The organism is Acetobacter ghanensis (assembly GCF_001499675.1).
In the GTDB taxonomy this organism is placed as follows: domain Bacteria; phylum Pseudomonadota; class Alphaproteobacteria; order Acetobacterales; family Acetobacteraceae; genus Acetobacter; species Acetobacter ghanensis.
Genome location: NZ_LN609302.1, coordinates 1,201,795 through 1,224,489, shown reverse-complemented (window position 1 = coordinate 1,224,489; position 22,695 = coordinate 1,201,795). Strand labels below are relative to the sequence as shown.

The 22,695-nt window shown below is 58.6% G+C and carries 20 protein-coding genes; 5 read left to right on the top strand and 15 right to left on the bottom strand.

Annotation, left to right across the window (positions count from 1 at the left end; genetic code table 11):
- Positions 1-40 precede the first annotated feature (40 nt).
- Together AGA_RS05925 and AGA_RS05920 are read left to right on the top strand one after the other, a co-directional pair.
- On the top strand, positions 41-730 hold the full coding sequence (locus AGA_RS05925) for a phosphatidylserine decarboxylase (RefSeq protein ID WP_059023464.1): 690 nt from the start codon (positions 41-43) through the stop codon (positions 728-730).
- Between the two features lie 8 nt (positions 731-738).
- Complete coding sequence (locus tag AGA_RS05920) at positions 739-1,629, top strand: CDP-alcohol phosphatidyltransferase family protein (protein ID WP_083503563.1); 891 nt, start codon at positions 739-741, stop codon at positions 1,627-1,629.
- On the opposite strand, the gene AGA_RS05915 is transcribed toward AGA_RS05920, so the two are convergent.
- Genes AGA_RS05915 through AGA_RS05880 form a run of 8 tightly spaced genes read right to left on the bottom strand, consistent with a single transcriptional unit; the run spans position 1,618 to position 8,900 of the window.
- Entirely contained in the window at positions 1,618-2,115 is a 498-nt protein-coding gene (locus AGA_RS05915) for an NADH-quinone oxidoreductase subunit B family protein (protein WP_059023463.1), read from the bottom strand. The genes AGA_RS05920 and AGA_RS05915 overlap by 12 nt on opposite strands.
- Before the next feature lie 38 nt (positions 2,116-2,153).
- Positions 2,154-3,713, bottom strand: coding sequence for an NADH-quinone oxidoreductase subunit D-related protein (locus tag AGA_RS05910; protein WP_231946069.1), 1,560 nt, complete (start codon positions 3,711-3,713; stop codon positions 2,154-2,156).
- Positions 3,650-4,783: a hypothetical protein gene (locus tag AGA_RS05905; RefSeq protein WP_059023461.1), complete on the bottom strand. Its 1,134-nt coding sequence runs from the start codon at positions 4,781-4,783 to the stop codon at positions 3,650-3,652. The genes AGA_RS05910 and AGA_RS05905 overlap by 64 nt, the downstream gene beginning before the upstream one ends.
- Positions 4,780-5,364 (bottom strand): hypothetical protein, encoded by a 585-nt coding sequence (locus AGA_RS05900; protein WP_059023460.1) that lies wholly within the window; start codon positions 5,362-5,364, stop codon positions 4,780-4,782. The genes AGA_RS05905 and AGA_RS05900 overlap by 4 nt, the downstream gene beginning before the upstream one ends.
- The gene (locus tag AGA_RS05895; protein ID WP_157065312.1) at positions 5,361-6,203 is read right to left on the bottom strand and encodes a hypothetical protein; all 843 of its coding nucleotides are present in this window, start codon (positions 6,201-6,203) and stop codon (positions 5,361-5,363) included. Before AGA_RS05895 ends, AGA_RS05900 begins: the two co-directional genes overlap by 4 nt.
- Complete coding sequence (locus AGA_RS05890; protein WP_059023458.1) at positions 6,155-6,373, bottom strand: hypothetical protein; 219 nt, start codon at positions 6,371-6,373, stop codon at positions 6,155-6,157. Before AGA_RS05890 ends, AGA_RS05895 begins: the two co-directional genes overlap by 49 nt.
- Positions 6,370-8,106, bottom strand: coding sequence for a hypothetical protein (locus tag AGA_RS05885; RefSeq protein WP_059023457.1), 1,737 nt, complete (start codon positions 8,104-8,106; stop codon positions 6,370-6,372). The genes AGA_RS05890 and AGA_RS05885 overlap by 4 nt, the downstream gene beginning before the upstream one ends.
- Before the next feature lie 44 nt (positions 8,107-8,150).
- Positions 8,151-8,900, bottom strand: coding sequence for a class I SAM-dependent methyltransferase (locus AGA_RS05880; protein ID WP_059023456.1), 750 nt, complete (start codon positions 8,898-8,900; stop codon positions 8,151-8,153).
- Between the two features lie 72 nt (positions 8,901-8,972).
- Between AGA_RS05880 and gloB the strand changes: the two genes are divergently transcribed.
- Entirely contained in the window at positions 8,973-9,698 is a 726-nt protein-coding gene (gloB, locus tag AGA_RS05875; RefSeq protein WP_059023455.1) for a hydroxyacylglutathione hydrolase, read from the top strand.
- Positions 9,699-9,707: 9 nt separating this feature from the next.
- Here the strand turns inward: gloB and AGA_RS05870 are convergent, their stop codons facing one another.
- Both AGA_RS05870 and AGA_RS05865 read right to left on the bottom strand, forming a co-directional pair.
- Positions 9,708-10,778: a DUF2125 domain-containing protein gene (locus AGA_RS05870; RefSeq protein ID WP_059023454.1), complete on the bottom strand. Its 1,071-nt coding sequence runs from the start codon at positions 10,776-10,778 to the stop codon at positions 9,708-9,710.
- Positions 10,779-11,129: 351 nt separating this feature from the next.
- The gene (locus AGA_RS05865; protein ID WP_059023453.1) at positions 11,130-11,834 is read right to left on the bottom strand and encodes a lysophospholipid acyltransferase family protein; all 705 of its coding nucleotides are present in this window, start codon (positions 11,832-11,834) and stop codon (positions 11,130-11,132) included.
- A gap of 181 nt (positions 11,835-12,015) precedes the next feature.
- On the opposite strand from AGA_RS05865, the gene ahcY reads away from it, so the two are divergent.
- Together ahcY and AGA_RS05855 are read left to right on the top strand one after the other, a co-directional pair.
- Positions 12,016-13,305: an adenosylhomocysteinase gene (gene ahcY / locus AGA_RS05860; RefSeq protein WP_059023452.1), complete on the top strand. Its 1,290-nt coding sequence runs from the start codon at positions 12,016-12,018 to the stop codon at positions 13,303-13,305.
- Between the two features lie 296 nt (positions 13,306-13,601).
- Complete coding sequence (locus AGA_RS05855) at positions 13,602-13,997, top strand: DUF3597 domain-containing protein (RefSeq protein WP_059023451.1); 396 nt, start codon at positions 13,602-13,604, stop codon at positions 13,995-13,997.
- 96 nt (positions 13,998-14,093) lie between these two features.
- Here the strand turns inward: AGA_RS05855 and AGA_RS05850 are convergent, their stop codons facing one another.
- The 5 genes from AGA_RS05850 to zapE form a co-directional block, all read right to left on the bottom strand.
- A complete protein-coding gene (locus AGA_RS05850; protein ID WP_231946067.1) occupies positions 14,094-15,125 on the bottom strand; it encodes a L,D-transpeptidase in 1,032 nt (343 codons plus the stop codon).
- 63 nt (positions 15,126-15,188) lie between these two features.
- On the bottom strand, positions 15,189-16,907 hold the full coding sequence (lpdA, locus tag AGA_RS05845; RefSeq protein WP_059023450.1) for a dihydrolipoyl dehydrogenase: 1,719 nt from the start codon (positions 16,905-16,907) through the stop codon (positions 15,189-15,191).
- An 89-nt stretch (positions 16,908-16,996) separates the two neighbouring features.
- Positions 16,997-18,214: a 2-oxoglutarate dehydrogenase complex dihydrolipoyllysine-residue succinyltransferase gene (gene odhB / locus AGA_RS05840; RefSeq protein ID WP_059023449.1), complete on the bottom strand. Its 1,218-nt coding sequence runs from the start codon at positions 18,212-18,214 to the stop codon at positions 16,997-16,999.
- A gap of 109 nt (positions 18,215-18,323) precedes the next feature.
- A complete protein-coding gene (locus AGA_RS05835) occupies positions 18,324-21,191 on the bottom strand; it encodes a 2-oxoglutarate dehydrogenase E1 component (protein WP_059023448.1) in 2,868 nt (955 codons plus the stop codon).
- 204 nt (positions 21,192-21,395) lie between these two features.
- Positions 21,396-22,664: a cell division protein ZapE gene (gene zapE, locus AGA_RS05830; RefSeq protein WP_408735968.1), complete on the bottom strand. Its 1,269-nt coding sequence runs from the start codon at positions 22,662-22,664 to the stop codon at positions 21,396-21,398.
- Positions 22,665-22,695: the final 31 nt, after the last annotated feature.

Genomic DNA, 22,695 nt, shown 5'->3' with positions numbered 1-22,695 from the left:
CCGCTTCCCCTTGGTCGGCCTTTGGCGTAAGGATTGCGTTATGTCTTTACTTGCATCTCTTAAACTTGTCGTAGCACGCCCCCATCCGGAGGCCCGGCCCTTTCTGCTGGCATCTGGCGCGGCTTCCGCCGTCAGCTACCTGCTTGGCCGCAAGCTGCGCTGCCCAAAACTGCGCCTGCTTGGCCATGCAAGCTTGGCTTTTTTTGGCTTCTGTCTTTATTTTTTCCGCGACCCGGAACGCGTCACTCCTGCCCGCAACGATGTGGCGGTTGCCCCGGCTGACGGACACATTGTCTCCATAGAAAAAATTGCACCTCCCAAGGAACTGGGAATGGATGAAACTCCGGTGTGGCGGATTGCAACGTTCCTGTCCGTGCTGGACGTGCACGTTAACCGTATGCCCGCCGCAGGCACGGTCACCCGTATTGCCTACCACCCCGGTCTGTTCCTGAATGCCAGCCTGGACAAGGCGTCTGAACAGAATGAACGCAACGCTCTCAGCCTGACCCTGCCAGATGGCCGGATGCTGGCGGTGGTGCAGATTGCCGGGCTGGTTGCGCGCCGGATCGTCTGCTCTGTTGATGAAGGAACCAAAGTGGAAGCCGGTGAACGTTTTGGCCTGATCCGCTTTGGCTCCAGAACCGACCTGTACCTGCCACCGGGCGTTGAACCGCTGGTGGCTGTTGGCCAGACCATGGTGGGCGGTGAAACCGTCATGGCGCGTCTCTGATCAAGACCGTGACACTTCCCGCACCAACATCCCCCCCGACAGTTCTGACCGAACCCAAGGACCCCCAGCACCGTCGCCGCCGCAAGCGGCGGGTGCGCAACAAAAGCCGTGGTCCTTCCTTTAACCGGCTAATCCCCAATATTCTGACAATGTTGGGGCTGTGCGCAGGCCTGACCGGTATGCGCTTTGCCATTGAAGGGCGCTTTCAGGCTGCTGCGGCTGCGCTGCTTATTTCCGCTTTTATTGATGGGCTGGATGGGCGTATTGCCCGCATGTTGCGCGGCGCTACGCGTTTTGGCGCGGAATTTGACAGCCTGTCCGACTTTTTGTGCTTTGGCGTTGCCCCGTCATTCCTTCTGTATTTCTGGGCCATTAAGGACAGCAATCGCTACGCTTTTCTGCCCTGCCTGCTGTTTACAGTTTGCATGGCGCTCCGGTTGGCCCGCTTTAACGCCAATCTGGATGGGGAGGAGCTTAAACCCAAATATGCCAGCAACTTTTTTACCGGCGTACCTGCGCCTGCTGGAGCAGGTCTGGCACTTTTCCCTCTCTTCCTGGGACTTGAAGCGCAAAAGCTGGGTATAGACTGGTTATACCGCCTGACCCGCCTGCCGTGGCTGCCGGACTTTACGCTCACCAGCACGGCTCTGCTTCTTGTTTCCACCCTGCCAGTGTGGTCGTTCAAGAACTTCAAGGTGCCAGCCCAGTTTGTTCTGCCCCTTATGCTGGGAACCGGCATCTATGCCGTTATTCTGGTTGCTGACCCTTGGGCGGCACTGGCAGCGGCCGGGATTATTTACATGGTTCTGCTGCCACTTAGCCGGCGCAGCTTTCTCAAGCTGAAAAGAGCCGCTGAAGACCTCCAGAAAGAAGACATCGAAACGCCCTCATCCCCTTGAGGGCGTTTCCTTTTGTCCGCCGTGCGCTGCACTTCCTAATAAGGAACACAGGCCGTTCAGGATTTCCTGCGGGCTAGGGGGGCAACCTGTAATGGCCAGATCGACAGATACCCGGCGCTCCAGCCCCCCCATGACGGCATAATTTTCGCTAAACACGCCACCATCCAGCGCACAGGCACCTATGCTGATAATCCCTTTGGGGTTTGGCATGGCCTCCCATGCCGCCTGCAAGACCGGCGCCATGGTGCGTGTAAGAGGGCCTGTTACCAGCAGCACATCTGCTGCACGGGGAGAGGTGACAAACCCAAAGCCAGCCCCTTGCATATCGTAAGGCAGGCTGGTCATGGCCTGTAGTTCCATACCGCAACCACCGCAGCCGCCTGTGTCCACATGAAAAAGCAGCAAAGGCCAGCGCGGACCAAGTGGTTTGCGTTTCTGCCGTTCTTTCCAGAACACCGTATTCATGACCGCGCGGATCAACCCCATATCAGCCGTCCTGCCTTATACCTGTTCATCCCAGCCCCTTAGCCGTCCAACGCTGCGGCATTCATGCCGAGAGAACAGGCCAGCAGAGCCGCATCTTCCGCCGCATGGTTGTTCAGAGTCTGCTCAAACATCAGCAGGGCGGAGATTTCGGGCCTACGGCAGAAGGCTTCGGCCACACGCCCATGCGCAAGGCGGACCCAGTACAGCACGCCACCCCACGGCCCTTCCACCAAACCCACCCCTTCTCCATCCTGCATGGACAAGGGCACCGTTCCACCAGCAGTTAGCCCAATACGGGCAGAGGCCAGATCAAGCATCCGCAGGCTTTCTTCCACTTCGTCCAGCAGGAGCAAAGCACGGTCTTCCGCCGTGCCACCTGTTCTGCCCGACGTGTAACGCCATAGCCCTTCATAAGCCGGAATAATGCGTCGGCCATCACAATCCCACCCCGCAGCACGGGCTGCCGGGCCATCCAGCCCTACGCGTTCCAGTTCATCAGCCTGCACACGCCCTATGCCGCCCAATAACGCGGCCAGCCCCGGGTATTCCCGCCATAGCAAGACCAGTTGTGGATAAGCCTGCTGACCAAGCTCGTACAGCCGAGCGCACAGGTCACCCATCTGGGTTGCCTCCCGCACGGATACGCCACCGGGTACGCAAACATCCATAAGCAACCGCGAGCCGGTGACTGGAGCCGCTTCCACCACCAGTTTTTCACGCAGCGCCATACAGTGCGATGCGACCAGATGCGCCCCGGCCAGCCGCGCCAGATCTGCCAGCCTGTACAAATGGTGGAACAACCGCTCCATCTCCAGCAGGGCTACCCGGAGCAGCGAGACCTCAGTCCCCACATTTTCACCGCACGCATTCTCGACTGCCTGACAGAAGGCGACCTGATGCGCTACAGAACTGCCTGCGGCAACACGGCTTGTCAGGCGGCAAACATCTTCGACCCTTGCGTTGCGTGCACGTGCGGCAATGCCCCGGTGGGCATAGCCTGTTTGTGTTTCCGCACAGGCCACAAGACCGTTGGACAGAACAAGCCGCGTATAAAAAGGCGGAACCCTGCTCCCTGTTGCCGGGCCTATACTTTCCACCCGTCCCTGTGCCGCCTGCATGGCGTCGGATGGTTGAAAGGTGATGAGACCTTTGTGCTGCCCTGCCGCCCCCGGCGCTGCCGAAAGGGGCGCAGAAGCCGACCAGACATCGTGGTCAAGCAGGGACCGCACATCAACCGCCCACATGGCCTCTGCGCCATACAGGTCATAAATCGCCCGCTCATACAGGCTGGATACAGCCCGCGCGGGAGAAAGAGCGGGATAACGCCCCCCCTCAAGCCCTAACGTTGCGGCCAGAGGCTGCCCATCGGGCAGAAACAGGGCATGGACATCCGCCCCATCGCACCACAGGCCGACAAAAGGCAGGTCATCTTGGCGGAGCATATCCACCATATCGCGCCATGCCAGTTCATCCAGCCGAAAGCGCCATTGGGTAGATGTCTGTTCGCCCGCGCAGATAAGGGACACAACATCCATCAGAACGCTCCCAGCATCATGGCCAGCGGCACCAGAAAGCCCATGACCGTCAAGACGGAACACGCCACTCTGCCCGCCATGTCCTCCGGCCAGAACAGGCGTGCGGCCTCCCGGTCTGGCACGGCACGCAGCACCGCAGCCAGAATTCCACACACAGTCAGCACCGCAACCAGCCATGACCAGTCGGTCATAACCGACAGCAGGAGCAGGCAGCCCACAAATGGTGCACCGGGCGGAAAACAGGCCAGAACATTAACCGCCCAGCCCCGGCCGCTCCGGTTCCCTCCGGCAAGGCACCAACCACACAAAAAGAGAAGAGCTGCAACATCCGCTTCCACCCCAACCGCCATAAGCGCCAGAGCGGATGGAAACGTACGGAAAAGTCTCTGCCTATCGCGCGAGCGGCCCGCGCAGGCCGTTAACCAGACCGAGACAAGCCCGGCAGCCACCAGAGCCATCTCAAACGCCATACCGCCATGCCCGCGTAAACGCATGGCCAGCAGAATGGAGGCCCCGGCAAAAGGCAGAAACAGAAAACTGTCCTGTTCATCCCGCCAGAACTGACCAAACGGGGCCAGCCCGGTCAGAATGACAAGGCCGCAGGCCATCATCAGGCCAGAAACAACGCTTCCCTGAGGCAACAGCAGGCCAGAGAGCACAAGCACTGTGCCCACCGAGCCCGTGCGGATTAATCCCCAGCCAGTCTTGGCCTGTCCGGCAGGGCGCGTAAATACAAACACGCCCCAAGCCAGCGCCAGTTCCAGAATACCCAACCCCACAGCCGGTTCGGGCGCAACGCAGGCAAGGCCCGCCAGTGCCGTACACACATGGGGCAGACTACGCAGCAGGCGGTCTGGCAGAATACCGTTTTCCAATACCAGCAACAGCAGGCCAAATGCCAGCATGACCCTGCCAGCCCTTTGCACCGGGTCATCATCCCAACCACTGGCATTTCCCCCTAATGTGGGAAACATGAACACCACGACCGAGAGCAGGCAACCAATGCCTGCCATCCATATTGCAACGTCCCGGCTCCGTAGAGCAGGCAGGACCGCAACCACAACAGCCCCCACAAAAGGCCATACAAACGCAAGAGCGGCCAAAAAGACGGCCACTTCCGTGCCCGCACTCATGCGTCTGTTCCCCCATCAATCGGGCCTGCCCGTCTGCCACGCTGCCCTGCTGCCCGTACGGCTACGACCCGCGGCATAATCCGGTGAATACACATTCCGCCAAGCAGCAGAACCACAACCCCGGCCAACGCTGTAACACCCAGCACCACCGGCTGCCGCCCCAATACGGCAGATAGCAGAACGCCCTCTATACAGGTCAGTAGTCCAGCCCATTGCCACACCATGCTCTGGCGGCACACAACAGCCACCAGCCCTGCCACCATGGCACACAACCCGGCCGGAAAAACCGTACTCCCCGCACGCTCACATGCCAGCAGGAGCAGAACCATTAACCCAAGCGCAAAAAATGGGACGGCAACACCACTCCGCTCATGCGCCCCATCATGCTGGTAGCGCATTAAAAACACGGGCGGCACCACGGCAAACAGCAATGCCAGACCGGCCCCGGCCTCCTGTAGAGGGGTCAGACCATCCACCAGCATGGCAAGTGCCGTAACAATGCCAGTCAACAGCAAAAACCCCACCCCACGCGCAACAACGCAAAGCGCCACCAACGGTACCAGAATGGCAACAAGGGTCATTGCACCTCCTCCATTCCCGTAGTGGAAACCTGTGACCCCAAGGGCATTGCCGCCGACACGCTGCCATCATCCAACCCCGCCTGAAGGGGGTGGACGGACCATGTAACCTGCAAGGCAAGCACTCCGAGCAAAAAAATGCTGACCAACTGAACACGCAGCAGCCGCAAGGGGGGCAACACCACTAGCCTGACCAACGCCAGCAGAACAGCGGCCAACAGCAGTTTACCGCCCCAAAAGACAAACCCGGCCATGCACTGGGTCAACCACGGCTCAATGCCGCCTTCATCTGGCAGAGCAAGGCTACCGGGCCATGCCATATCCAGCGCCAGTATAACCCATGCAATCTGCACACAATCTGCAGCCCACAGCCACATGGCGCGTTTCGGCCCAGCCAAAGCTGCCACCTTGCTGTCCTGTGCAGGCCATGCCAGTGCAGGCACCAAAAACAGGGCCACACCAGCCAGCACAAAAGGGGCTCCATCCGTTACGGGAGAAAGCCCATGCACTACAGCCAGAAAATCTGAAAAATCACGCGCACCGGCGAGCAAAAACACCGGCACCAGCGCAGGCAGCAACAGCAGAATACCCAGCACGCCACGTGCTCCCTGCTCCGCCCCCAGCCCTCCGTTCAGCAAAAGAGGAACGTGCAGGAACACCAACGCCATGACCAGCACACAGCAGATCAGCAGCAACCCCGGTGCGGGAAAACCCGGAACAGCCAGCGTAAAGGCGGGAACCAGCGCACACCCTAGCACAGCCAGCACAAGTGCGCCTGCACACGCAACGCCCCCTAATGCCCCCCTTCCGACCGCAGGCGCGGGCGACGGAACTGGTGCCATATATCCTGCCAGCGTCCCATAACTGGAAAGGACGAAACGCCAGACAGGCGCCCTGCCACCCGCCCAACCAAGCCGCTTAACCACGGCGCTGCAAACACCATAGCCAGCGTTTGCAGCGCAATGAGTGGCAGATAAGCAAGGATCCAACTCCATGTGAGAAAATGCGTCATTTACCCACAAACAGTCCCGCAAGCAGACCGACCCCCATAAGAACCAGAATAAGCACCATGCCCTGCGCTTCGCACCAGCCAACGCTTACAAACAGACACCTGCGCGCATATCGCCACAAAACAGTTCCCCTGCGCAGCAAAGCCCCGCCGCGCTCTGGCCTGCGCAAAACCGTAGCTACCACGGGTGTGGAAAACAGATTGCTCCATGCAGACCATAACGGCAGACCGTCATCCTCGGTGCTGGTCTCGGCCCCGCTCCATACAGGCGCACCCTGCCGCCACACAGCAACCGTACGGGTAGGAGGTGCAAACGGCGCAAATCCAAACAGCCGGACCAAAAGGCCAACCCCCAGCAGCGCCAGCGCAACACCCAGCAGAACCAGAAGCGGCGTCAACCGGGCAACGTGCCCAACAAAATGCACGGTTGTTACATCATGCCATGTCGTCGGCGGTAACGGCGGCCCCACCACCAGATGATCCGCGACAAACAGCCAGATACCGGGCAAAAAAGCCAGCACGCTCGCAAGCACGGCGCAGACCCACAGAGGCAGAACCATAGCCGGCGTTGCTTCACCTCCCCCACCAGAAGCAGGCAGAAACAGCACGGCCGCACGTAACAGCCCAGCACTGAACACCACACCCAGACCGACAAAGAACACCACCAGCACAACTGCAAGCAGAGCCATGACAGGCTGCGTGGCCTCGACCGAATAATTCCCGCCTGCCAGCGCGGCCCATAAAACCGAAAAGCCACCACAGGGCGGCAAAGCAGAACACTGCGCCAGCACAACGCCCGCTAACCATCTGGCAGAAAGGGCGTGCAGCCCAGCGCCCTCTTCCTGCTCCCACCGTCGGGCCAGCCAGAGCGCACCCAGCAGCGCCACCACCGGTGCCCCCATACCCAGAATGACCGTTGTACGGAACGTATCTGCCCCGCCCAGAGGGGAAGAAAGAGCAAGCACCAGTGCAAAGACCAGCATACCGTACCATCCGGCCGCCAACCCGGCGACCAGAGACGTACCCTGCGGGCTACGCATGGCCTGCACCAGCCCCGCACACGCCACCACGCCACCGCACAGCAACAGCACGGCCTGCGGGAACAGGGGCAGTTCTCCCACTTCCGCCAGCAGACGCCCAAGCAGAAACAGGCCAATGCAGGCGGGCAAAACCGCAAGCGGTCCACGCTGAACGGACACCGCCCAGCCAATAAGCAGAACCATGACCCCCAGCAACGGAACGGACAAAGTGCTATCTGCTGGGATACAGGCGGGCAGCACCGCAAATGGCAGGCACAGCCCGCGCTTACCCCGCCCTGCCAGCAGAACAAGGGCCGTACCGGTAAACAGGCCAAAAACCAGAGGCGAGAGAGCCAACACCCCCAAGCAGGCCAGCACACAGGCAACACCTGCGCGGCCCCGGCCAACCAGTGCACCTACGCAGGCCAGAATAGCTAGCATGGGCAAAGATGGACCATCCGCCCCAAACACGGGGAACCACCCCAACTCCCCTTCCACCCGGAAGGATGCCCCGGTCAGGGCCAGCACTCCTGCCATGGCCCACAAACTGACCAGCACTTCGGCCCGCCAGAATGCCACACCGCGCAGGATACGATCCGGCACCACGGCAAAAACACCCAGCGCAACCAGCACCAGCAACAGACCACAAAGAACAGAAGAGAGAAGAATGGAACCCGGCCCCAAGACAGTGAACACAAAACCGGCGGATAACACCATGAGCGCGGGCTGAATACAATCTGTTCAGCTCTGCTGGGTGCTGGCTAAAGCGCTTTTCCCGAGCGGGAGGTCGCTGCTGTACCTGCCGTGGACATGCCCATACGGGACAGCCACCCCTTTTTACGCTGCACGGACAAAGGCAGGGCGGAATACATATCTGGCACCGCCTCCACCAGAATCAGACTTCCGCCTCCGGGGCATAGCACCTTGCCCGCTATATCCATCTGCCTTCCCCTCCGTATCGTGCGGCAGGCCTGACTGACGGGCAAAAACACGGCCTCATCCCACTGCTCGGCCCGCAGCATGGCAGCAGCCAGAACTTGCCGTAACTTGGGCCGGGTAAAAGCCATATCCCGCGCAAAAGGTGTTCGGCGTAACCGTGCCCGGCCACCCAGACGGCTGGGCACGACCATAAGCAGGCGTCCATCATCTTTTAAAACACGCGCTGCGGCACGCAGGAGTGATACGGGGTTTTCTCGCCCCTGCAAGGTGTGCACCAGCACGATGCGATCAAACTTCTGCGGTTCAAACGGCAGGCTGGCAGGGTCCGCCACACAGCAACGCCCCGGCAAAAAAGACGTATCTGCCTGCGATCGCGCAAAACATGCGCCTATCCGCAGTGTTGTCTCATCCCCAATGGCATGGAGGTAAGGCGTGGCCCCACCCAACCCCAGAACGGCCAGATTTTTTAACTCCGGCCAGAACCAGCGCATGCGCTCGCCCAACAGGCCTACGCACACCTTGCCCGACGGAGTCCTGTAAAAACTTTCTTCGCGCGACATGGCATCCTGCATGGTTCATGCCTATCATAAGTTTACAGGCCAAAGCCATGACCTGCCATACCCCAGAACAGCAGGAGACCTGCCATGCCCCTGACCGTGCGCGCCATTCCGGTGCTAAGCGATAATTACGCGTGGCTCCTGCGGGATGAATCCACCGGCATAACGGCAGTTGTGGACCCCGGAGAGGCTGCCCCCATAGAACGCACACTGGAGCAGGAAGGAAGCGGGCTGGATTTTATTCTTCTAACCCACCACCACCATGACCATATAGGGGGCACCGAAACCCTGCGGACCCGCTACCATGCCGCGGTTGCAGGCCCCGCGGCAGAGCAACACCGTATGCCTCATCTGGACCTCCCCCTCAATGACAATGACCGCGTTAAGCTTGGCCAGAGTACTGGGCGGGTCATAGCCATGCCGGGGCATACGCTGGGGCACATCAGCTATTATTTTGATCAGCCTCCCGCCCTGTTCTGTGGAGATACGCTGTTCAGCCTTGGCTGTGGCCGCCTGTTTGAAGGAACAGCGCAGCAGATGTTTGTAAGCCTTGCCAGACTGCGCGACCTGCCAGACCAGACACTTGTCTGCTGCGGGCACGAATATACGTTATCCAACAGTCTGTTCGCGACACATGTGGACCCCGAAAACCCGGCTCTTAGGACACGGGCGGAGGAGGTAAGTGCCCTGCGGGATAAGGGGTTGCCAACCGTGCCCTCCACACTAGGGCTTGAACGGGCGACAAACCCGTTCCTGCGGGCAGCCAATGCCGATGTCCTAGCTACCCTGCGCAAACAGAAAGACGTGTTCTAGACGGCCCGGCTACTGGGTCGCCACGGCTGCGACGGGTTGTTCCTCTGGCTGCACCAGCCGCATGACGGGCAGAATGGTCTCCAGTGGCACAGCCCCCAGATACACGGCCCCGTTGCGCGCGGACAGTGAAAGCACGAGCTTGCCGCCCGCCCTGTCTCCTCGAGCAATCATATCTTCCAGTGTGGATTTAAAGGCTGCCGCCTGTAGGGGAGGAAGAATTTTATCGGGTTGCAGACGCTCGACAAAGGGCCGCCAGTCTTTGACCGTCAGCCAGAAGTCCCCAGTAACACGGGTGGCGTGGCCGCCACGCACATGCCCGGTTATGCCCAGTTTGAGGCCATTCCAGTCCCCCGATGCCTTTTGCACAAGCAGTTCGGGCCAGATGGCCTGCCCACTTTCTTCCTCCTGTTCCAACACCCGCAGACGTTCATAAGGGCCGGGCATGGAGAAGGCTGCTTTGACGTTTTCCAGATGTTGGGGCCACGCGGGCATGGTGACCTGCTCGACCGACAGGGAAAGCCCGAGCACACTGGCCTGAAACGTAGCCTGTGTGTTCCATAGCCATTCACCCTGCATATTTTTCAGGCTCACGCCTAACCCGCGCAAATGGACAAACGAGGCCGTAAAGGCGGCTCTCCCTGCGGGCATGGCGCGCGCTGGCCAGAAAACCTCGACCGGGCTACCTTCAAGCACCAGAAAACGCCTGTCTTCCACGCCATCCTGCTCATACGGAACGGCGAGAGACTGCGGGCCATCCAGCCGCATATGAACCTGCAATGGGTGCCACGGCACCACCTCCAGCACCACATGACTGGCCGCGTATTCTATAGCATGTGGCGTAGTCCCTTCATGCGTGGAAGGCGTACAGGCCACATGCACACCCTGTAACACCACACCGGCAGCCAGCACACCACCAGCGTTCTGCCTACCCTGATACGTAATCTGGCATAAACCGGTTGGATGCGTGACCAGTTGGTTCAGGTAATGCTGCCCCTGCCAACGGAAGACTTCTACACCGCCGCCAACCAGCATGACCGTGCCTGCCACTGCGCCGAGGAGTTGCTTTACAAAACGTGTCATCCCCACCCCAAATGGCTGTCTTCCGCCTGCTGCGTAAAATTATCCACAGCCTGATTTCCTCACCAGCAACGCGTTCTTGCCAAGCGCTTATTGCATGACACAGCCAGTTTTTCCAGTAAAACACCCAGCAACATGAAACAAAAAATATCCTTTCAAACAAAGGATATTTTTAAATTCAACATCACAAAACCCACAAGATCAATCAGGCATGAGACCCTAATTTACTCCATACAATGCAGTAAATCACGCACCATTACTAATATGACCCTTTTATGACGGGCCGTATACTCCACAAAGTTATCCACAGCGCGGTGCGTTTTATCCCCTTCCCTGCCCAGCCGGTCTATGGGTTTACAAACCGGCATGCTCTTCCAGCGTCCGCCAGCTTTTTTCAATCTCATCCAGCAGAACGGCTCTCTTTGCAGGGCCTATGGCCGGGCCTATGCACACATGCAGTACGCCCGAGCGTTTGACAAAAGCATTGCGCCCCCAGAACTGGCCGGAATTTGTGGCCACAGGAATAACCGGCAACCCGGTATGGTTGGACATGGCCGCAATACCGGGTTTGAGCGCAACATGTTCGCCCGGCATGGTGCGCGTTCCTTCTGGAAAAATTATAATCTGCCGCTGGTCGGCCACAGCCTTGTCCGTACCCTGCAACAGCAGCCGTAGGGCGCGCGCACCAGCAGCCCGTTCCACCGGCATCATACCCGTCAGCACCAGCATGGGGCCCAGCAGGGGAATGCGGGTTAGTTCCCCTTTCATCACATAACACGGCCGAGGCAACAGCAGCATCCATACCAGCGTATCGAACGCAGACTGATGCTGTGAGGCAATAAGAGCCGCCCCCGAACTGGGCAAATGTTCCAGACCACTCACGCTGACGCGCACCCCGCAAATGGTGCGGAACAGCCACAGGACCAACCGCGACCACAACTTGGCATACGGTAGCGCCTGCGCAGGCATGAACCAGCGGATGGGCAATGCCCCAACCCCCATAACCCCGGTCAGCACAAAAGCCACAACATTAAACAGAACGGAACGCACAACAGCCATCAGAACAAACCCGTTACAGCCAGCATAGCAGTCTTTAGATCAGTCATGCTGGACACCAGAAAACAGCCATCCTTGCAAGGAAAACAACACACACCCAAATCCGCCAGACCTGTTCTGACTGGCCTATGGGCCGCTATGGCTGTATAGAAAGCGGCACTCTGCATAGAAAGAACAGGATGATATGAGCGACTATAAGGTAAAGGACCTCTCGCTGGCCGATTGGGGTCGCAAGGAAATTTCCATTGCGGAAGGCGAAATGCCGGGCCTGATGGCGCTGCGCGAAGAATACGGCGCAAGCCAGCCCCTCAAGGGTGCGCGCATTGCAGGCTGCCTGCACATGACCATTCAGACCGCTGTTCTGATTGAAACACTGGTCGCTCTGGGCGCAACCGTGCGCTGGTCTTCTTGCAACATTTTCTCCACGCAGGACCATGCCGCAGCCGCCATTGCCGCCGCTGGCATTCCCGTCTTCGCATGGAAAGGCCTGACGGAAGACGAATTCAACTGGTGTATTGAACAGACCATTCAGGGCCCCGATGGCTGGACCCCGAACATGATTCTGGATGACGGCGGCGACCTGACCGTCATGATGCACGACAAGTACCCCGAACTGCTGGCCAAGGTAAAAGGCCTGTCGGAAGAAACCACAACGGGTGTGCACCGCCTGTGGGAAATGCAGAAAAAAGGCACGCTGAAGGTTCCGGCCATCAACGTGAACGACAGCGTTACCAAATCCAAATTTGATAACCTGTACGGCTGCCGCGAAAGCCTGGTGGACGCAATCCGCCGTGGCACCGACGTTATGATGGCCGGCAAGGTTGCCGTTGTTGCCGGTTATGGTGACGTGGGCAAAGGCTCCGCTGCTTCCCTGCGCAATGCAGGCTGCCGCGTGCTGGTAACGGAAGTGGACCCGATCTGCGCCCTGCAGGCCGCCATGGAAGGCTACGAAGTGGTCACCATGGAAGCCGCTGCACCGCGTGGGGACATTTTTGTGACCGCAACCGGCAACGTGGACGTGATTACCGTTGACCACATGCGCGCCATGAAGAACCGCGCCATTGTGTGCAACATCGGCCACTTTGACTCCGAAATCCAGATCGGCGGCCTGCGTAACTTCACGTGGGAAAACATCAAACCGCAGGTTGATGAAGTCATCTTCCCCGATGGCAAGCGCCTGATTGTTCTGTCCGAAGGCCGTCTGGTCAATCTGGGCAACGCAACCGGTCATCCGTCCTTTGTTATGTCCGCTTCCTTTACCAACCAGACGCTGGCCCAGATCGAACTGTGGACTGCGCCGGAAGGTAAGTATGAGGTCAAGGTTTACACCCTACCCAAAAAGCTGGACGAAAAAGTTGCAGCCCTGCATCTGGCCAAAGTTGGCGCGCAGCTGAGCAAGCTGAGCGAAACACAGGCCAAATACATTGACGTTCCGGTTAACGGTCCCTTCAAGCACGAAGAATACCGTTACTAAGTTACCATGACCGGATGCTGGAGGGGGCGCCACATGGGCACCCTCCAGCATCCCTTCGGGTTCAGCCCATGCTGGCGCCAGCGCGCAACCACGGCATGGGCTGCCCACTCCCCCCCCAAAAAAACATCAACGGTTCAGGATATTTTTTAGTCTGAACCCGCAGGCAGACAAACCGTTACCATGCACATGGCAACGCGCTGGCTCTGCTTTGCACAGAACTGTCTCTTTTCTGACAGATTTGTCATGTTACCTTGGCAGACAGTCATCGACGGCATCTTATGAAAGGGAATTTCCACATGAGCATTTTTGGTTCCATTCTATCCGCCATTTTTCATCACGCTAAAGCCGCAACGCCCGATACGACCTCCCCCGCCAATGCCAACGCCCAGCCGTCTGCTGCGGCAGTTTCTGCACCTGGCACAGTTCCCCCCGCAGGGTCCCCAGTGAATGTTGATGCGGTTCTGAGCAGCCTTGCCGCCCAGAACGGACAGAACCTGAACTGGAAAGAATCCATTGTTGACCTGCTCAAACTACTGGGTCTGGACAGCTCGCTGGATGCCCGCAAAAAACTGGCGGCTGAACTGGGCTACACAGGCAACACAGAAGACAGCGCAAGCATGAATGTCTGGCTGATTAAGGAAGTGCGTCAGAAACTGGCCGAAAACGGTGGCAAAGTTCCAGCGGACCTCTAACTCCCCGCTGGATAACCACACTCCAGACAAACAAAAGCGCAAGCCCAACAGCTTGCGCTTTATTTATATGCAGCTCGCCAACGTACTATCCGCACACTAGCCACGCGCATCATGCTTATGCAGCATATCGGTGTTTTTAAGCACCGCCAAAGGCAGCGGAGAGGCATAATCAGCCGTATCCACCACAACAACAACCAACCCGGCTATGGGTGAGGCAACGCGGTCTTTGCGTAACAAGGCAGCAAAACGACGGTCTACGGCCGCTTTTTGCTCATACTGCACATCCAGCAGCCCGTGCCTGTCGATAAACACATTCAGCGAGGACGGAATACGGATACATCCTTCCGATGCAGTATGCCCCAAACGCTGTTCCAGATATACAGGGTCTGTGGCGTGCATTTCCAAACGGATCTGCACCTTATCGTGGCTGAGTAACCACCCTTTTTCCGCCCACTGCCAGCCAAAATCCCACACGCGCATACCTGTTGTACCATTTCCCATAATGCCGTTTTCATTCTTGGTGCCTAAAGCACGGTACCCAAGCCGATCTGCCGAATTGGGAAAAACGCCCGTGGGGGTAATGTAATAATATTTGCGCCCCGTTGTGCCGGTAGAGACTCTGGCGCTGCCAATAACCTGCCAGTCCGGGCTGGAAGGCAAAGCCAGAATCAGGCACAGACGCTGCACTCTGGGGTTACGATCCACCACCACAAGCACCTGTGGTCGGTCCAGCACATACCCCGCCTGCTCAAGCTGCTGGCGCGCTAATGCAACCCATGCCGTTTTATATGCAGAGGATACAGGAAGAGCGACCGGCACCTCATGCCGGAAGGCTCTGGTAAGGGCCTCCGCCTCCTGCCGTGCTTCATCTTCCGAAACAACAGGAATGGGCGGTAATGCCTGCTCTTCAGGGGTATCGGAATGTATGGGAGCCGCGCCGGACACACCAGCAAAAGCAGGGTCCAAAGCGCTATCATCTACATGAGCAGGGCGTGTCTGCTCTGGCGTGGGCAAGGTGGCGGTATGGTCTGGGCGCTGCCATACCGCCTGTGCCCAGACCATACTGGGGAAAGCCAGAAAACTGCCAGCCATGGCTGACCAGACTGCCAGATTCCTTGTCGCGCACATAACGCTCTCCCGTATGGAACTACGGGAGAGAGTATGACACCAGTTCTGACAGGATGAAAATTATCAGATGTTGATCGCGCGGTTGTCAGCACCCAGCGCGGCTTCTTTTACGGCTTCGCTCAGGGTTGGATGCGCGTGGCAGACGCGGCCAATATCTTCCGCAGAGGCGCCAAATTCGATCGCCATCGTTGCTTCGGCAATCAGTTCACCTGCTGCGGGGCCAATAATGTGCACACCCAGCACGCGGTCTGTCTGCTTGTCGGCCAGCACTTTAACAAAGCCATCCGTCATGCCCAGCGCACGTGCGCGGCCATTGGCAAGGAAGGGGAACTTGCCAGTCTTGTAAGCAACGCCTTTGTCCTTGAGCTGCTCTTCCGTAAAGCCGACGGAAGCAACTTCCGGCCATGTATAAATAACGCCGGGAATGGCATCGTAATTGACGTGCCCGGCCTGCCCTGCCAGCAGTTCGGCCAGAGCCACACCTTCCTCTTCCGCCTTGTGGGCCAGCATGGGGCCAGCAATTACGTCCCCAATGGCGTAAATACCCGGCACGTTGGTAGCGTAATGGGCGTCCACTTCCACACGGCCACGCTTGTCCAGCGCAATACCGGCTTCTTCCAGCCCCATGTTTTTACTGGCAGCTGTACGACCAACTGCAACCAGAACCACATCGGCTTCCAGCGTTTCCACTGCACCACCGGCAGAGGGTTCAATGCTGAGCACAACGCCTTTTTTGGTTTTTTCGGCTTTGGTCACCTTGTGGCCCAGCTTCATCTTGAAGCCCTGCTTTGTCAGCAGTTTCTGGAACTGTGCTGCCACTTCGTTATCCGTACCGGGCACCAGACGGTCCAGGAACTCAACCACGGTCACTTCCGCACCAAGGCGGTGCCATACGCTGCCCAGTTCCAGACCGATTACGCCGCCACCAATAACCACCAGGCGCTTGGGCACTTCGGACAGTTCCAGCGCACCGGTGGAGGTGACAATAACTTTTTCATCAATCTCAATGCCCGGCAGGTTTGCGCTGTCGCTGCCACTGGCAATTATGATGTGTTTGGCTGTTACCGGCTTACCATCCACGCTCAGGCGGCCCGTGCCTTCCACCTTGCCATGACCTTTAAGCCATGTGATGCCGTTTTTCTTGAAAAGGAATTCAACCCCCTTCACGTTAGCACCAACAATATCGGCCTTGCGGGCCTGCATCTTGGCCAGATCGAGCTTTACGCTATCAATCAGCACACCATGGGCGGCAAAGTCATGCCCCGCAGCGTGATAATTTTCGGAGGACTGAAGCAGCGCCTTGGAGGGAATGCAGCCGACATTCAGGCACGTGCCACCAAGGGTTGCGCGTTTTTCCACGCAGGCAACCTTGAAGCCGAGCTGGGCGGCGCGAATGGCGCAGACATACCCACCCGGCCCCGCACCAATGACCACAACATCGTAATCCGTCTCAGCCGGGGGAGTAGCCTGTGCTTCCGCCTTGGGAGCAGGGGCAGCCTGCGTGGGAGCGGCTTGTGCTGCCGGGGCTGCGGCCTTGCCTGCGGCTCCGGCTTCCAGCAGGGCCAGCACGGCACCCACTTCAACCTCATCGCCTTCCTTCACGGCATGGTTTTCCAGCCGACCGGCGGCTGGGGCAGGCACTTCAACGCTTACCTTGTCTGTTTCCAGCTCTACAACCGGTTCGTCTTCCTTAACCGCTTCACCCGGCTGCTTGAGCCACTTCCCTACCGTGGCGGTGGTTACGCTTTCTCCAAGGGTCGGTACTTTAATTTCGGTCGGCATGGGTATTGTCTCGCTCACGTTGGGTTCTGCAAAAAAGGAAAGGCCGGAGAGCAGCGCATAGGCAGCCTCCGGCCTGTGCCAGTGTCAGATCAGACGTCAATCAGCAGGCGGCGGGGGTCTTCCACATTCTGTTTGAGCCTTACAAGGAAGCTGACCGCCTCCTTACCGTCCACGATGCGATGGTCGTAGGACAGGGCCACATACATCATCGGGCGAATGACCACCTGCCCGTTTACGGCAACCGGGCGTTCCTGAATGGAGTGCATGCCCAGAATACCGGACTGCGGGGAGTTCAGGATCGGGGTGGACAGCAGCGAGCCATAGATGCCGCCGTTGGTAATGGAGAACGTACCGCCGGAGAGTTCATCCAGCTTAAGCGTACCTTCACGCGCGGCCTTACCAAACCCGGCAATGGTTTTTTCAATCTGGGCAAAGCTCATTTTATCCGCATCGCGAATAACCGGCACGACCAGACCGTTGGGGCCACCCACGGCAATACCAAGGTTGACGAAGTCGCGGTAAATCACGTCTTCCCCGTCAATCTCGGCGTTAATGGCCGGGAATTCTTTAAGGGCGGCAATAACCGCGCGGGAGAAGATGGACATATAACCCAGCTTCACACCATGCTTTTTAACAAAGTTTTCCTGAAACTCGGCACGCAGCGCCATGGCACCGGACATGTCGATTTCGTTAAACGTGGTCAGCATGGCCGCCGTGTTCTGCGCTTCCTTCAGGCGGCGGGCAATGGTGCGGCGCAGGCGCGTCATCTTCACGCGTTCTTCACGCGGGTCGTCCTTACGGGCGGGCTTTGGTGCTGCTGCTGGCGCACTTGCCTGCGGCTGGGACAAAAAGCCCAGAACATCGCCTTTGGTAATACGCCCGCCAAGGCCTGTACCCTGACCAACCTGCCCTGCATTCAGGCCATTTTCAGCCATGATCTTGCGTGCTGCTGGCAGGGCCGCAGCGGAATCCACTGCAGGCGCTGCTGGTTTTGCTGCCGGGGCGGCGGGGGCTTCCACCTTCTTTTCCGGTGCTGTGGCCTTGGGCGCTGCTGGGGCGGCCCCCGCCTTGCCGGGTTCAACGGTAGCCAGCAGGGCACCTACTTCTACCTCGTCCCCTTCCTTCACGGCCTGCGGGCCAAGCACGCCAGCCTGCGGGGCGGCTACTTCCACACTGACCTTATCAGTTTCAAGTTCAACGACCGGTTCATCTTCCTTTACGGCATCGCCCGGCTGCTTCAGCCATTTGGCAATGGTTGCCGTGGTCACGCTCTCGCCCAGTGTTGGCACCTTGATCTCGACTGACATCCTGTTCCCCATTCTTCTCAAGAAATCTCCTGTGTGGGGCAATGGTTTTTCCACACAGGGTTTTTCTTCCGCGTAAGGCGGACAATTCTTCTAAAATTTCAGGCCGTGCTCAGCGTGCAGCCTTAAGCCCAAGTGCCCGTTCCACAAGGTCCGCCTGCTCGGCCGCATGAATGCGGGCCAGACCAGTAGCGGGGCTGGCAGCCGCCGCACGCCCCACATACTGCGGACGACCTGCCTTATGGCCTGCCCGTGCCAGAGCTTTTTCAATCCGCCGGTCCACAAAGTGCCATGCACCGCCATTTTCCGTTTCCTCCTGACACCAGACAATGTCCGCATCAGGATAACGCTTCAGCTCGGCTGCAAGTGCTGCTTCGGGGAAGGGGTAGAGTTGCTCCACACGCAGGATGGCAACATCCTTGATGTCTTTTTCGCGACGCGCTGCCAGCAGGTCGTAATAGACCTTGCCGGAGCAGATCACCACGCGCTTGACCTTGGCATCTGGCCCAAGCGCATCCGCTTCGGGCAGAACGGGGCTGAACCGCGTGCCCGGCCCAAAATCTGCCAGAGACGAAACAGCCAGCTTGTGCCGCAGCAGGGACTTGGGCTCCATCAGCACCAGCGGCTTGCGGTAATCCAGCTTGAGCTGACGGCGCAGCGCATGGAAGTAGTTGGCTGGCGTGGTGATGTTGCACACGAACATGTTGTCTTCAGCGCAGAGCTGGAGGTAACGCTCCAGACGGGCGGAAGAATGTTCCGGCCCCTGCCCTTCGTACCCGTGGGGCAGAAGCAGCACCAGACCGGACATACGCAGCCACTTGGTCTCACCCGATGCAATGAACTGGTCAATAATGACCTGTGCGCAGTTGGCAAAATCACCAAACTGGGCTTCCCACAGAACCAGCGTCTGCGGATTGCGTACGGAATACCCATACTCAAAACCCAACACGCCGTATTCGGACAGCAGCGAGTTCCAGATTTCAATCTGAGCCTGATCTGCCTGAATATGGTTCAGAGGTGTGCAGGGGGTCTGGTTGACCTGATCAGTCCATGTAGCATGGCGCTGGCTGAACGTACCACGTTGGCAGTCCTCACCAGACAGGCGCACACGGTGCCCCTCCACTAGCAGGGAGCCAAAGCCCAGCGCTTCCCCCGTTGCCCAGTCAAAACCCTCGCCCGAACTGAACATGCCTGCCTTGGCCTTGAGCTGGCGGGCAATTTTGGAGTTAAGGTTAAACCCTTCTGGAACCTTGGTGATTGCAGCACCAATTTTGCGCAGCGTATCCAGCGCCACACCGGTTTCGGGCCATGCCTGCTCGGGCTTCTGCCCCGGCGCGCTTAACCCTTTCCAGCCGCCTTCCAACCAATCTGCCTTGTTGACCTTGTAGGACTCTGCCGCCTTGTAATCAGCTTCCAGCCGTTCCTGAAACGCATCCCACTGGGCCTGCGCTTCGGCTTCGGTCATCACGCCGCTTTCCACAACCCGGCGGGCATACAGGGTGTGTGGTGTTTCGTGGCTGGCAATGGCCTTGTACATGACGGGCTGGGTAAAGACCGGTTCGTCCGTTTCGTTATGGCCATGGCGCCGGTAGCAGACAATATCCAGCACAATGTCGCTGGCGAATTTCTGCCGGTAATCTGCGGCAAGGCGGGAGACGTAAATAACCGCCTCCGCGTCATCCCCGTTCACATGCAGGACCGGTGCCTCAATGGATTTGGCAAGGTCCGTGCCATATACGCCAGAATGTCCGCACTCGGGGTTGGTGGTAAACCCGATCTGGTTGTTGACGACCATATGAATGGTGCCGCCCGTGCGGTAACCCGGCAACTGGGACATGGCAAATGTTTCGTAAACAATGCCCTGCCCGGCAAACGCTGCATCACCATGAATGATAATGCCCATGCTGCCACTGCGGTTTTCCGTATCGCCGGTATCATCCTGCGTTGCGCGGACCTTGCCCAGCACAACCGGATCGACCGCTTCCAGATGGGAGGGGTTAGGCAGGAGGGAAATATGGACAGAACGACCGCCCACTTCCACATCAGCCGAAGACCCCAGATGGTACTTAACGTCCCCCGAGCCTTCCACATTGTCAGGTTTGAAAGAACCACCGGCAAATTCATTAAAGATTGCAACGTAAGGCTTGCGCACCACGTTAACCAGCGTGTTCAGGCGGCCACGGTGCGCCATACCAATGGTAACAGACCCAACACCCTGAGCAGCAGACTGGTCCACAATAGCGTGCAGGGCGGGAATGGAGATTTCGCCCCCTTCCAGACCAAAACGCTTGGCACCCACATAACGCTTCTGGCAGAAGGCTTCGAACCCTTCGGCTTCCGCCAGATTTTTCAGGATGCTCTTGCGTTCTGCCACACTGACATTCTGTTGCCAGTTGTCCCCTTCCAGCCGCTGGCGGAACCATTCGCGCTGCTCAGCATTACGGGCATACAGGTATTCCGCGCCAATATTGCTGCAATACACGGCTCGCAGCGCCGCAACCACGTCTTTGACCTTGGCTGTATTACGCCCCTTGAGCAGAGGGTCCAGCAGCGAGCCAATAAAGACCTCACGGTCCATATCCTTGGGGCCAAACCCGTAAGTCTGTGGGTCCAGTTCCTCACGCTTGGCTGGCACCTTAAGGCCCAGCGGGTCCAGCGTGGCTTCCAGATGACCGTACTCGCGGTAGGCACGCACCAGACGGGCAATACCCAGACTGTCCTGCGCGGCCAGACCACCCGCCGGGCCACCCTTGGCGGGTGGTGGCGGCTCTTCCCCCGTAATAATGGATGGGCGCGGCGCCCATGATGCGCCCAGCGCATCATGCAGCACGGCGGTCTCATCATCCCCCAACGAACTGAAGAGAATATCGAAGGAGGGATCTACACTTTTTGGATCCTTGGCCCACTGGGCATACAAATCCGCAAGGTACGCGATATTGGCACCGTTCAGAGCGGTTGCCAGCATATCAGATACCGCCATCTCACATTCCTCCCTGTCGCGGGGTGATCTCGCGCCGCAGACCAGATGTTGTGTCACACTCCAACGTAAGCCGGACCATCTTTTCCTTCACCCCACCCATTCGTGGAGTGCCCTTGATATCCCTTGCCAGAAGCAGACAGCCCCCGGCCTCTTTCTGTCTCAAGAGCTAGACCGGCCATGGGGCCGGAACAAGGGCACCACCTGTCACGCTCTAGCGAGGCTGTGCGCCGCCTGTGCCGCCTGCGCACCGTGTTCGAGCCAGCTTTCACTGCCCATTTCAGCCAGACGGGAGGCTGTGCGGGCAAAAGCGTCCGATCCTTCACCCTCGGTAAACAGTTTGTCAGGTGGGGCCGCAGCTGAGGCAAACAGCAGATTTCCGTTATCATACAAGGCATCTATGAGCGTGATGAAGCGCCGCGCGAGGTTGGCTTCGTCCTGCCCCATGCAGGGTATGTTATCGATCACGACAACGGGAAAACGCTTGGCCAACGCCAGATAGTCGTTCGGACCCAGCGGTTTTCCACACAAAGAGTTGAAATCGAAACGGCACACCGGACCTGCCGCCTGCTCCACGACAAAACTGCGCCCAATAAATTCCAGCGTGACTGGCGCAGGGCTGGCGGAACCCGCCTGATGCGCAAATATCCGGTCCAGCGTGGCATGGGCCTGCGCATCCGCCGGGACAAGCCATGTCTGTCGGTCCTGCTCGCGCCCACGCCGGTAATCCCTTGGCGAATCCAGCTCGATCGTATCCAGTTCGCGCTTGATAATGGCAATAAAGGGCTTAAAGGCGTCTGCCCCCGGACGGTTCTGGAACAGTTGCGAGGGTTCCGTGTTGGAGGTGGCCACAATAACCACCCCATCTGCAAACAGAGCTTCAAACAGTCGCCCCAGAATCATGGCGTCTGCAATGTCGTTGACCTGGAACTCGTCAAAGCACAGCAACTGCACACGCGCTGCAATGGCTTTGGCCAGCGGCGGAATAGGGTCCGTCATACCGGGGTTGGCAGCCTTAAGGGCATGGAGCTTCTGATGCACATCCTGCATGAAGCGCAGGAAGTGAATACGCTCCTTGAGCCTGACAGGCGCACACCCGAAAAACAGATCCATGACCATGGTTTTGCCACGGCCGACCCGCCCTACAATATAAAGACCGCGCGGGCGGTGCTGCGCAGTCTGGGCTGGCTGGTTCATTAGCCTTTTGGCCAACCCTGCCAGAAAACCGCGCCCTTTGCTGGCGGGCGCTGCGGCCTGTGGCGGGCGTTCGGGCATGGCGGCCAGTTCGCGCCACAACTGGTCCAGGCGCTCGACCACACGAGCCTGATCCGGATCACTCTTTATGTCACCAGTGGCAATACGCTGCTGGTAAACTGCCAGAGGCCCCTGCCTGGTCGCTGCGGAGGCCCCGCTCATGTTCATATCTGTCATAATTCTGCCCGATAACGGCTTGAAGGCTCTTTCTGCAAGCGCCATCACCTCTCCTAACCGTGTCGTGACAAGGCCG